Below are 9759 nucleotides of genomic sequence, written 5' to 3' on the forward strand. Positions count from 1 at the left end.
CCGGCAAATGCCCGAGAGGAAATTTGTCCTTTATTTTAGCGTCATCGGCAAGAGAAAGTTTTGCAGGCACTTCCGTAGCGTCAGTGCCCTGAAAAAGCTGCGGATATGAAAAAAGTTCCGACATGAAAAAGGCGCGGCGAAAATCGCCGCGCCTTCAAAATTCGTTTGTGCCTCCAGTCGCCATTTATGGCCTGGAGCCTCCTTCGCACGCCGCCGAGGACGTGCGGCGCGCCGATGGTTCAGGCAGCGCGGAGATTGACGGCCTTGGGGCCCTTGCCCATGCGGTCCGGCTCGACGTCGAAGGTGACCTTCTGGCCGTCGACGAGCGTGCGCAGGCCCGAAGCCTCGATCGCCGAGATATGGACGAACACGTCCTTGGCGCCACCATCGGGCGTGATGAAACCGAAGCCTTTGGTAGCGTTGAAGAATTTAACGGTGCCGGTCTGGGCCATTGGGGAAACTCCTTCACCCGTTCAGTCTTTGGTGGTCCCGCCCGCCGCCTGGCGCAATGGGCAGTTCCTGGTGGTTGCTTCGGCAGTCATGCATTGGCGCATGGTCAAACCCCCCGCCGAAAACGGGGCCGTCAGAGATTCACAGTATCGGGGAAAGGTCGTCCAAAACGTTCCGCTCTCCGGGTCGCAAATGCCCGAACACGGAATTTATCGCACGGAAACGTGAAGGTTGCAAGATAGCGCCGCGGGCCGCCGCACTGGGCGCATCCCGACGCAAGAATCGACTGATCTGAGCGTCGATGCGCCGCAAATAGGCTTGGTTGCGGATCGGGTCATCGGCCCACAGCCACAGTCACGCATGGGCCAGAGGCGGCCAACGACAGCCATTGCCGGTCGCCCTGGTTCCCGCCGCCACCCCAAGTGTGAGGCTGCAAACAGGGGTTGCATTTGACAAGGGAATGGCCAGGATCGGGGGAATGGCGAGGATCGCGATCGGGGGAGAGATCAGCATGAAATTTCTGGCGTCAATGTTTTCGCGGCAAGGTTTTGGCTTCTCGCTGCAAGGGTTCGCCTTGGTGTGCGTGTCGGCGCTCCTGGCCGCCTGCACAGTGGTCGTCGATGACGGACCGGGACCCCGTCCACGCCCGCCGCGCCCCGAACCGCAATATTGCTCCAGGCAATACGAGCCGGTCTGCGCCCGCCGCGGCGACGATCGCCAGACTTTCGCCAATGGCTGCCTTGCCGACCGCGCCGGTTACCGCATCGTGCGCGACGGTCCCTGCCGTGGTGACGGCGGTGGCGGTGGCGGTGGCGGTGGCGGTGGCGGTGGGGAAGAGCAGACGTTCTGCACCCGCGAATACGCGCCCGTCTGCGCCCGCCGGCACGGTGAGGAGCGCACTTTCCCCAACGCCTGCGAAGCCCGCGCCGCGGATTATCGCATCGTTGGTGACGGGCCGTGCTGAGAAGGCGCTACTTGGCCACCCCCGTATAGGCCCTGGCCTTCAGCAGGGTGGCCAGATGGGCGGCATTTGACGCTGCCATCTCGATCATGCCGGAGACCGCTTTCGGGGTCTTCGGCAGGTCGGCATAGTTGACGTCGCCCATGGCTTCGCCAACCCAGTAGACGCCGCCATTGGCGGGAATCGTGAAGCCGACATCGTTGAGCGCCTGGAAGCATTCGGCATGGCAATGATGGGCGCCATCCTCATTGCCGACGATCGCCACCAGCGCCACCTTGCCGGCGGCCGGCATGCGGCCCTTGTCGTCGGCCTCATCGAGAAAGGCATCCATGCGCTCCATGACGCGCTTGGCGACGCTGGAGGGCTGGCCCATCCAGATCGGCAGGCCGAGAATGAAGATGTCGGCGGCGACGATCTTTTCCCGCAGCTTTGGCCAGTCGTCGCCCTTGCCCATGTCGGAGACCACACCGGGCTTGATGTCATGATCGAGCGCGCGCACGACCTCGCCCTTCACGCCATGCGGTTTGAGCGCCGAGAGCAGATCGGCGATGATCTTGTCGGTCGAGGATTTTTCCTTGTCGCCGGACGCTTTCAGCGAGCAGTTCAGGGCGAAGGCGGTGAGGGACATCGTGCGGCTCCTGCATATGGCTGTGCAGGCCCAACGTCGCAAGGCGGTTGCGGTTGCGCGGCGATGATTATCCGGACGCGGTTGCCAAGACGCGCCGCGTCGAGGCGGGCGAAATCCATCAGGCCCGATACGCTCCATCGGCCGGCCCGGCATAAAGCTCGCAGCCGTCCTCGTCGCAGATGCGCAGGCGGTCGGGGATCTGCGGCATGGCCAGGCTGTGGAACAGGGCGGTCGCGCCTTGCAAGGCGGCGCGTAGCGTGGGCGCTTCCAGCGACACCTTGTCGAGCGTCGCTTCTTCGGCGTCGCGCGACCTGTAGAACTCGATGACGAAGTTCAAGCAAGCCTCCGTGGCAGAGCATTGCGTGGCTTGTTGCGTCAGTTCATCGCCTGCTCACAGCGGGCGATGGGGCGCATGCGAAGCGCCCCAGGGATTTCAGGTCTTGGATGTCAGCTCTTGGACTTCGGCTTCATGCTGCTCTCGGCCTGCTTGACCGACGAGCCGAAGGGAGCGGCCGCCTTGGCCACGACCTTGTCTTTCTTCGGCTTGCGCGTTTCGCGATTGCTTCGCTGTTGACCCTTGGACATGGACTGCTCCTTGTATGCGTTGGCTGGCTTTTTCGGGAATTTCAGACCGCTGGATTGCCGGCGACAACCGGATTGTCGGCCGGTTCGAGATTGTCTTCGGTGGTGACCCGCTCGTGGGTCTCCTGCTCGCTGCGGATGCGGTATTGCGGCGAACCGTCCTTGACCGGCAGCCTGCTCTTGATCTCGAACAGTTCCGCCGTCTTCTGGACGAGGCCGGTGCGGCTCTTCATGCGCACCGTCTGGCCGATGGCGAAAAGGTGAGAGGGGGTGTCGGTACGCAGGCGCGTATTCTGCTGGAAACGGATCATGCTGCATTCTCCCGGTCGCGCTTCAGCGCGGTTTCGAGTTCGAGGTGGTCGATGGCGACAAGCTGGCTGGTGGTCGGGTTCTTCGCCGCCCTTGCCGGCAGGTGAATGAAGGTGGCGACGCGGCGCCAGGCAGCGCGCGACATGCCCTCGATCAGCTCTTCGTCATGATCGATGTCGTAGTCGCCGGCCGGCAACTGGCCCTCCAGGCCACCGAGCGCGAAAGCTGCGGTGAAATGGGCGATGGAGTGGGTGGTGCGGTCCGGCATTGTCCTGGCCTTGACTGGTTCACGCCTTGATCGGTTCACGCTTGGGGCGTCACGTAGAAAAGCGGCCTGAAAGCAAAAAAGCGGGGACGAGGCCCCGCTTTCCTATTTCCGGCAATCACCGGAAATAAGCCGATTTCGAGAGCTGCCAGTACATCCGTGGTCAGCGTTCATCGAATTCGGCCGGATCAGATCAGTTGCAGATTGGCGGCCGAGTCGCGGCCCTTGCCGTCACGCTCCAACTCGAATTGCAGCTTCTGGCCTTCGGCGAGGCCGGGGAAGCCGGCGCGCTCCATCGCGCTGACATGGACGAATACGTCGTTGCCGCCATCGGTCGGCTGAATGAAGCCAAAACCCTTCTGGCCATTGTAGAACTTCACGGTTCCGGTGGTCATTTGTGTCTTTCGAGAATCGAGGAATGGCACAGCGAATGCCGCGCGTCCGGTATCGACGATTTGGAATGAGATTGGCGGGTCGAGAACCTCTGACGCCGCGAGATGCCAATTCTGGCCAAAACGATCTTTGTTACATAGCTCGGTTGGGCGGTCTTTTCAAGATGATTTACAAAATCTGCTCGCTTTGGTTGAAAAATAGATCGCTATAAACGTCCAGATAACTCTGCTAAGGTTGAGGATATTTCTAGAAAATTCTTGAGAACGTGCTGGGGGTTTTCCTTGGCATCTGTATTTTTATTTGCTCTAAAAAAGGATAAAATCATGGTTTCCGTCAGAACCTCGAGAGGAAAGACCGCAGCGGTTAATCCGATCATCAAGCCAACCGTCCTGCACGCCATTGCCGTTGGCGCCAATGGCCAGCCCATGATCGTCAAGTCGGCACGGCTGACCATCAGAAGCGATGAGGCGGCAAGGCGCACGATCTCCGACACCGATGGCACCGTGAGGCGGGCCAGGCAGGTTGCCGAGGCCAACCGCCTGATCTGATCGCTGCAAGGCGTCGAAAGGGCGCAGAACCATGCTAAGACTTGAACCTGCCGCGCCAATGGCCTAGATCGCGGCAGGCGGATAAACACGGCAGGTTTCCCATTAACAGAGATCAGAGACGAGCGGCGGGTGCGGGAGCCAGGTCTGGCGCGGGCGGACAGCCGCCACTGGGCCTCGACCAGTATGTGCAGCAGGCCCTGCAGCTGCACCAGGCCGGGCGCCGGCAAGAGGCTGAGACGATCTACCGGCAGGTGCTGGAGCGTCAGCCCAAGCACGCGGCCGCAGCGCATTTCCTGGGGCTGCTGCTGCACCAGACCGGGCGCAGCGAAGAGGGGCTGGATCTCATAGAGCAGTCGGTGAGCCTGCAGCCGACGAACGCCGATTTCCTCAACAATTTCGGCACGGTGATGCGCGACCTCGGCCGCGTCGCCGCGGCAATCGACTTCTTCCGTGGCGCGGTGGATCTGCGGCCGGAGCAACTCGCGGCGCGCGACAATCTCGGCTCGTCGCTGACGCAGCTTGGCCAGTTCGAGGAGGCCGAGGAGATCTATCGCGGCACGGTCGCGCGCAATCCCTTCCATGTCCGCGCTCGGATCGGGCTTGCCGAAACGCTGCAGGAATCCGGACGCCTGGATGAGGCGCTGGCTGTGTTCCGCGAAGCGCTGACCATCCGCCCCAAAGATGCGGACCTGCTGCGCGGGCTGGGCGTCGGGCTGATGGAAAAGGGCAAGCTCGACGAGGCGGCCGACCTGTTCCGGCAGGCGCTGGCGGTGAACCCCGGCATGGCCACGGCCTGGCTGATGCTGACGCAGGTCAAGCGCCAGAAAGAGCGCGATGCCGAATTGGCCGGCATGGAAGCACAGCATGCCAAGGCGCCGCAGGACAGCCTGGCTCGCATGCAGCTGTCCTTCGGCCTCGGCAAGGCCAATGACGATTTGAAGGATTACTCCAGGGCCTTCGACTATTTCGCCGAAGGCAATGCCATTCGCCGCAAGGGCATCAACTATGATCCCGTCAGGACGCGCGCCGAATTCGAGGCGATGAAGACGGTGTTCGATGCCGGCTTCTTCGAAAGCCACAGACCGAGCCCGATCACCGATGAGGCGCCGATCTTCGTCGTCGGCATGCCGCGTTCGGGCACGACGCTGGTCGAACAGATCATCGCCAGCCATCCCAAGGTCTATGGCGCGGGCGAGCTCAGCATCTTGAAGAAGGTGGTCGGTAATCAGTTCCCGGCAAACATGCCAGGCGGCTTTCCCTGGGGCGTATCGGAGACGGATGATGCGGATTTTGCCGAGGCAGGCCAAGCCTATCTCGACATGCTGCATGCCCGCTATCCCCATATCAGCCATGTCACCGACAAGATGCCGGGCAACTTCCTGCTAATCGGCTTCATCCACATGATGATGCCGAAGGCCAGGATCATCCACGTCGCCCGCGATGCGGTGGCGACATGCCTTTCAATCTTCAAGGTGCATTTCCGGGGTGACAGCCACCGCTATGGCTATGAGCTCAGCGAACTGGCCGACTTCCACAATCTCTACACAGACATCATGGCGCATTGGCATAGCGTGCTGCCAGGCGTCGTGCATGATGTGCGCTATGAGGATTTCGTTGCCGATCAGGAAGGGCAGAGCCGGGCGCTTATCGACTATCTCGGCCTGCCATGGGACGATGCCGTCTTGTCGTTCCACGAGACCGACCGGCCGGTGCGCACGGCTTCCGCCGCGCAGGTTCGCCAGCCGATGTATCAAGGCTCGGTCGATCTGTGGAAGCGTTATGGGGACCGGCTGAAGCCGCTGCTCGACAAGCTAGGCTGATATTCAGGGTGAGGCCGGCCTGCGAACGGCGGTTCCCTCCGCTTCCGGTACTCACGAACTTAAAGTATGTTCCGTCCCGGTTCTCGGAAACCACCGTTCTCGGTTCGGCCTGACCTCAATCTCAACCTACCTTGGGGCAGAGCAATTCAAAGCTCCATGAATGGCTGGAAGCCGCCGAAGATCATGCGCTTTGCGTCGAAGGGCATGGTCCCCCAATCGGGTTTCAAACGCGGGTCGGCCATCACCTTGGCCATCACCGCGTCGCGGCTCTGCCTGGATTCATAGACCGCCCAGGCAAAGACGACGATCTCGTCCTCCTTTGCCTGAACGGCACGCAGAAACGAGGTCAGCTCGCCATAGGGCACGTCGTCGCCGATACATTCGACATAGGCGAGCGCGCCGTGTTCCATCCATATGGGGCCGGTGAGGCTGGCCAGCTTCTTGTAGTCGTGGAGTTTGGCCTTTGGCACGGCAAGCACGAAACCATCGACATAGGACATGGCGAACTCCTTTGCTGAAAAACGAGCGCCGGGTCGGCGGGGATACGACCCGGCGCGGTGAGCGCGTCAGCCCTGACATTGGCGGGCGACGCCTGCTCGCTAGGAAGCCTATTTCACCGGCGCGTTCATCGCCCAGGCGATGCCGAAGGGATCACGCAGCTGGCCCCAGCGGTCGCCCCAGAACATCACCTGCAACGGCACCACTTCCTCGCAGCCGGCTTCGATGGCGCGCTTCCACCAGGTTTCGATCGTGTCGTCCTGGAGATGCAGCTGCAGCGTATAGCCCTGCGCATCCTTGTGCGGGTGACCGTGTTCGGGGAAGGCATCGCCCAGCATCAGCGTCGAGCCGTTGATGTGGAGATGGACATGCATGGTGCGGCCTTTTTCGTCAGGCGGATAGGCAAAGACCTGCTCTGCGCCAAAGGCCTTTGCGTAGAATTCGGCAGCCTTGAAGGCGCCGTCAACCTGCAGATAAGGGGTCAATCCGCCGAGCACTTCTGCCTTGGGCTGAACGGGGGTCTGGTCGGTCATGTCTTGCTCCTCTTTGCGTCTGGCTTAGGCGTTTGGCTTGGCCTTGCGAACCCTAGGACGCATGAGGTGACGGCGATCCTACAAGGCCGCGAGATTTTTTTGCGGACCGGCCCGCGAAGACCAGGCAGCCGGCGAGATGAGCGACAGCCGCATCAACAGGCTGGTTGCGGTCATATTATCTTTGCCGAGAAGGTGTTTGCACGACGGCTATCTTGCGCGTCGAAGATTTCCGGATAGCCGATATCCCTGCGCAATTCGGCCGGCAGCGACAGCAGGATGCGTTCGCTTCGATGGCGGGCTCGTGTCGCCACGTACCGGGTTGCGATGCGACCGATGGATGAAAAGACCGACATGACAAGTGCTCCCTGGGTTGGCGCCGGCATCATCGTGTCGGCATCCCAAGTACGAGGCAGATTCAGGCGATCCGACAGGCTGTCGAAATTTTTGTAGCAGCGCTTGATGTCATGCAGGCGCCGCCGAGCGGCGCCTATGCAACCTTAAGCGTTGGGATGGCCGAAACATCAACCTCACGCTCGGCGTGCCAGGCATCGAAAGCTGCCTGCATCCGAAGCCAGATCGCAGCGCCGTCGCCGAACAGCTTCCCAAGGCGAGCGGCCACAGCCGGCGAAACCGGCTTCTTTTCGCGGATGATGTCATAAAGCTGCTGCCGGGAAATCCCCAGCAGATTTGCAATTTCCACCTTGGTCTTTCCGGTTGCCGGGATAATGTCCTCAAGCAGCGCCCCCGGGTGGGAGGGGCAACGCTCGATCGGACGCGTCGGCTCGTGCACGGTCATAAGTCGAACTTCTCCAATCTGGCCGCCTCAGTGATATTGCTCGAAATCGACGCGGGCGGCATCTTTGCCGTCGAATTCAAATGTGATGCACCACGGGCCGTTGACATGAACCGTGTAGCGGATGGGATTAAAGCCTTTCAGCGAGTGGAAGTCGAAGCCGGGGAGGTTCATCTCCTCCGGCTTCTCCGAAGCTTCCAGGCGGTCAAGCCGGACAAGAATGCGCTTGTGCATCTTGGCGTCGATCTTGCCGGTTTTTCCGGTTTGAAAGAGGTCCAACAGCGCCTTGTTCTTAAAGGACTTGATCATCGACTTATGTAAACAGATTGCTTACATAAATCAAGAACTGTAAGCAAACAATTTACGGGCAAGCGAACCGAGAACCGAGTGCATCAAATCCTCGCCCTTCAGCCCTCCGCTTCGGCCACCTCACGGAAAAAGCCCTCGGGGCCTTCTACCTCGGTCAGCTTCCGCTTGTCGATCAGCCAGAAGCGGTTGCCGACATTGCGGATGAAGGAGCGGTCGTGCGAGGCGAGCATGCAGCTTGCCTGGTGCTTGAGCAATTCCTCCTCCAGCGCTTCCTGGCCGTCTATGTCGAGATGGTTGGTCGGCTCGTCGAGCAAATAGAAGTTGGGGTTGGCGAGCCTCAGCGCCAGCATCATCAGCCGTGCCTTCTGGCCACCGGACAGCACGCCGATCTTTTTTTCCTGCATCTCGATGACCACGCCGGCGCCGGCAAGCAGCGAGCGGGCTCGCTGTTCGCCGACATCATAGCGGCGCGAGACCATCGCAAGCGGCGTGTCGTCGCCGCTGATCCCGGATAGCGCCTGGTCGCTGTAGCCGAGCACTGTCGACGGCGTCACCTTCACGTTCGGCACCGTGTCGGGCTCGACGATGGCGTTGCGGATCAACGTGACGAAACGCGACTTGCCGACGCCATTGCGGCCAAGCAGCACGATGCGGTCGCCCTGGCAGATGTGGCGCTTGCCGGTCCGAAACAGCAGCGTGCCGTCGGGCGTTTCGACCGCCGCGTCTTCAAGCGTGATCAGCACCTTGGCGTGGGTGCCGCGATTGGCCAACCGGATCGCACCGGCCGATCTCTCGCGATGCGCCGGGTTCGCCGCCTCTTCCAGCTTCTCCGCACGCTCCTTGAGTTGCTTGGTTTTCACCGTCAGCAGGTCGCTGCCCGAATTGATGCCGATGTTGTTGAGCTTGGCGGCCTGCTTGCGCAGCTGCTGGGCGACCTTCATGTCGCGCTCGAACTTGCGCGCCGTGGAGGCATCGGCCTCGTCGAGAGCCTGCCGGGCGCGGGAATAGGGCAGCGCGAACGCCGGCGATTGTTCCGGGCGCAGGAACAGCGTCCGGTTGGTGACGGCGTCGAGGAAGGCGCGGTCGTGGCTGGCGATGACGACGGGCACTTCGCGCGGCAGCGCGTTCAGCCAGGTTTCCAGCTGGGAGATGCGGGCAAGATCGAGATGGTTGGTCGGCTCGTCGAGCAGCAGCACGTCGGGATCGGTGACCCAGACGCGGGCGATCAGCGCCAGCCTTTGCCAGCCGCCGCTCAGCGCCTGCATTGGCCGTTCGCGCATCGCCTCGGGCACATCAAGCGAGTCGAGGACGACGTCGACACGCCACATTTCGCTATCGGTCTGCTCCGGCGGCAAGGCATCGGCCACCACCTGATGGAAGGTGCGGCCGAGCAGAGCAGGGGGAACGGACTGTTCGACATGGCCGACGCGCAGGCCGCGCGTGCGGGTGATGTCGCCCGATGTCGGCTCCATCTCGCCGGTCAGGCATTTGAGCAAGGTCGATTTGCCGCGGCCATTGGCGGCGACAATGCCGAGCCGGTCGCCGGCGCCAATGGTGAGGTCGAGGTTTGCAAACAGCGGCGCACTCATGGTGACGCCGAGGGATTTGAGGCTGATCAGGGCCATTGTGATTTCTCTGGTCTTGCCGGTGTCCGGCTCAATGCACTTTGA

The 9759-nt window shown here is 61.7% G+C and carries 16 protein-coding genes; 3 read left to right on the plus strand and 13 right to left on the minus strand.

The window, feature by feature from the left end; genetic code table 11:
- Positions 1-239: 239 nt before the first annotated feature.
- The gene (locus tag ACZYHG_RS14190; protein ID WP_006202520.1) at positions 240-452 is read right to left on the minus strand and encodes a cold-shock protein; all 213 of its coding nucleotides are present in this window, start codon (positions 450-452) and stop codon (positions 240-242) included.
- A gap of 509 nt (positions 453-961) precedes the next feature.
- Between ACZYHG_RS14190 and ACZYHG_RS14195 the strand changes: the two genes are divergently transcribed.
- Positions 962-1414, plus strand: a complete 453-nt coding sequence (locus ACZYHG_RS14195; protein ID WP_464614310.1) for a Kazal-type serine protease inhibitor domain-containing protein — start codon at positions 962-964, stop codon at positions 1412-1414.
- A gap of 7 nt (positions 1415-1421) precedes the next feature.
- On the opposite strand, the gene ACZYHG_RS14200 is transcribed toward ACZYHG_RS14195, so the two are convergent.
- The 6 genes from ACZYHG_RS14200 to ACZYHG_RS14225 form a co-directional block, all read right to left on the minus strand.
- Positions 1422-2039 (minus strand): flavodoxin family protein, encoded by a 618-nt coding sequence (locus tag ACZYHG_RS14200; RefSeq protein WP_464614311.1) that lies wholly within the window; start codon positions 2037-2039, stop codon positions 1422-1424.
- A gap of 118 nt (positions 2040-2157) precedes the next feature.
- Positions 2158-2376, minus strand: coding sequence for a hypothetical protein (locus tag ACZYHG_RS14205; RefSeq protein WP_464614312.1), 219 nt, complete (start codon positions 2374-2376; stop codon positions 2158-2160).
- Between the two features lie 110 nt (positions 2377-2486).
- Entirely contained in the window at positions 2487-2624 is a 138-nt protein-coding gene (locus ACZYHG_RS14210) for a hypothetical protein (RefSeq protein ID WP_464614313.1), read from the minus strand.
- Positions 2625-2665: 41 nt separating this feature from the next.
- The gene (locus ACZYHG_RS14215; protein ID WP_464614314.1) at positions 2666-2932 is read right to left on the minus strand and encodes a hypothetical protein; all 267 of its coding nucleotides are present in this window, start codon (positions 2930-2932) and stop codon (positions 2666-2668) included.
- Entirely contained in the window at positions 2929-3198 is a 270-nt protein-coding gene (locus ACZYHG_RS14220; protein ID WP_464614315.1) for a hypothetical protein, read from the minus strand. Before ACZYHG_RS14220 ends, ACZYHG_RS14215 begins: the two co-directional genes overlap by 4 nt.
- Before the next feature lie 185 nt (positions 3199-3383).
- Complete coding sequence (locus ACZYHG_RS14225) at positions 3384-3590, minus strand: cold-shock protein (RefSeq protein ID WP_464614316.1); 207 nt, start codon at positions 3588-3590, stop codon at positions 3384-3386.
- A 321-nt stretch (positions 3591-3911) separates the two neighbouring features.
- On the opposite strand from ACZYHG_RS14225, the gene ACZYHG_RS14230 reads away from it, so the two are divergent.
- Both ACZYHG_RS14230 and ACZYHG_RS14235 read left to right on the plus strand, forming a co-directional pair.
- The gene (locus ACZYHG_RS14230; RefSeq protein ID WP_464614317.1) at positions 3912-4136 is read left to right on the plus strand and encodes a hypothetical protein; all 225 of its coding nucleotides are present in this window, start codon (positions 3912-3914) and stop codon (positions 4134-4136) included.
- 185 nt (positions 4137-4321) lie between these two features.
- Positions 4322-5956 carry a tetratricopeptide repeat-containing sulfotransferase family protein gene (locus tag ACZYHG_RS14235; RefSeq protein WP_464614318.1) on the plus strand — a complete coding sequence of 545 codons (1635 nt, stop codon included), beginning with the start codon at positions 4322-4324 and terminating at the stop codon, positions 5954-5956.
- A gap of 146 nt (positions 5957-6102) precedes the next feature.
- On the opposite strand, the gene ACZYHG_RS14240 is transcribed toward ACZYHG_RS14235, so the two are convergent.
- The 6 genes from ACZYHG_RS14240 to ACZYHG_RS14265 all read right to left on the minus strand — a co-directional run bounded on the left by ACZYHG_RS14240 (position 6103) and on the right by ACZYHG_RS14265 (position 9714).
- Positions 6103-6456: a DUF1428 domain-containing protein gene (locus tag ACZYHG_RS14240; protein ID WP_464614319.1), complete on the minus strand. Its 354-nt coding sequence runs from the start codon at positions 6454-6456 to the stop codon at positions 6103-6105.
- 108 nt (positions 6457-6564) lie between these two features.
- Positions 6565-6987, minus strand: coding sequence for a VOC family protein (locus ACZYHG_RS14245; RefSeq protein WP_464614320.1), 423 nt, complete (start codon positions 6985-6987; stop codon positions 6565-6567).
- Between the two features lie 170 nt (positions 6988-7157).
- Positions 7158-7340: a hypothetical protein gene (locus ACZYHG_RS14250; RefSeq protein WP_464614688.1), complete on the minus strand. Its 183-nt coding sequence runs from the start codon at positions 7338-7340 to the stop codon at positions 7158-7160.
- 134 nt (positions 7341-7474) lie between these two features.
- The gene (locus ACZYHG_RS14255) at positions 7475-7783 is read right to left on the minus strand and encodes a HigA family addiction module antitoxin (protein WP_057143482.1); all 309 of its coding nucleotides are present in this window, start codon (positions 7781-7783) and stop codon (positions 7475-7477) included.
- Positions 7784-7810: 27 nt separating this feature from the next.
- The gene (locus tag ACZYHG_RS14260; RefSeq protein ID WP_464614321.1) at positions 7811-8089 is read right to left on the minus strand and encodes a type II toxin-antitoxin system RelE/ParE family toxin; all 279 of its coding nucleotides are present in this window, start codon (positions 8087-8089) and stop codon (positions 7811-7813) included.
- Positions 8090-8187: 98 nt separating this feature from the next.
- Positions 8188-9714, minus strand: a complete 1527-nt coding sequence (locus tag ACZYHG_RS14265; protein WP_464614322.1) for an ABC-F family ATP-binding cassette domain-containing protein — start codon at positions 9712-9714, stop codon at positions 8188-8190.
- Positions 9715-9759: the final 45 nt, after the last annotated feature.

The organism is Mesorhizobium subarcticum (assembly GCF_055456085.1).

What these genes read in the sequence shown, in the direction of transcription:
- ACZYHG_RS14190 (WP_006202520.1), bottom strand. Translation starts at nt 452, where the DNA reads ATGGCCCAGACCGGCACCGTTAAATTCTTCAACGCTACCAAAGGCTTC.
- ACZYHG_RS14195 (WP_464614310.1), top strand. Translation starts at nt 962, where the DNA reads ATGAAATTTCTGGCGTCAATGTTTTCGCGGCAAGGTTTTGGCTTCTCG.
- ACZYHG_RS14200 (WP_464614311.1), bottom strand. Translation starts at nt 2,039, where the DNA reads ATGTCCCTCACCGCCTTCGCCCTGAACTGCTCGCTGAAAGCGTCCGGC.
- ACZYHG_RS14210 (WP_464614313.1), bottom strand. Translation starts at nt 2,624, where the DNA reads ATGTCCAAGGGTCAACAGCGAAGCAATCGCGAAACGCGCAAGCCGAAG.
- ACZYHG_RS14215 (WP_464614314.1), bottom strand. Translation starts at nt 2,932, where the DNA reads ATGATCCGTTTCCAGCAGAATACGCGCCTGCGTACCGACACCCCCTCT.
- ACZYHG_RS14220 (WP_464614315.1), bottom strand. Translation starts at nt 3,198, where the DNA reads ATGCCGGACCGCACCACCCACTCCATCGCCCATTTCACCGCAGCTTTC.
- ACZYHG_RS14225 (WP_464614316.1), bottom strand. Translation starts at nt 3,590, where the DNA reads ATGACCACCGGAACCGTGAAGTTCTACAATGGCCAGAAGGGTTTTGGC.
- ACZYHG_RS14230 (WP_464614317.1), top strand. Translation starts at nt 3,912, where the DNA reads ATGGTTTCCGTCAGAACCTCGAGAGGAAAGACCGCAGCGGTTAATCCG.
- ACZYHG_RS14240 (WP_464614319.1), bottom strand. Translation starts at nt 6,456, where the DNA reads ATGTCCTATGTCGATGGTTTCGTGCTTGCCGTGCCAAAGGCCAAACTC.
- ACZYHG_RS14245 (WP_464614320.1), bottom strand. Translation starts at nt 6,987, where the DNA reads ATGACCGACCAGACCCCCGTTCAGCCCAAGGCAGAAGTGCTCGGCGGA.
- ACZYHG_RS14250 (WP_464614688.1), bottom strand. Translation starts at nt 7,340, where the DNA reads ATGTCGGTCTTTTCATCCATCGGTCGCATCGCAACCCGGTACGTGGCG.
- ACZYHG_RS14255 (WP_057143482.1), bottom strand. Translation starts at nt 7,783, where the DNA reads ATGACCGTGCACGAGCCGACGCGTCCGATCGAGCGTTGCCCCTCCCAC.
- ACZYHG_RS14260 (WP_464614321.1), bottom strand. Translation starts at nt 8,089, where the DNA reads ATGATCAAGTCCTTTAAGAACAAGGCGCTGTTGGACCTCTTTCAAACC.
- ACZYHG_RS14265 (WP_464614322.1), bottom strand. Translation starts at nt 9,714, where the DNA reads ATGGCCCTGATCAGCCTCAAATCCCTCGGCGTCACCATGAGTGCGCCG.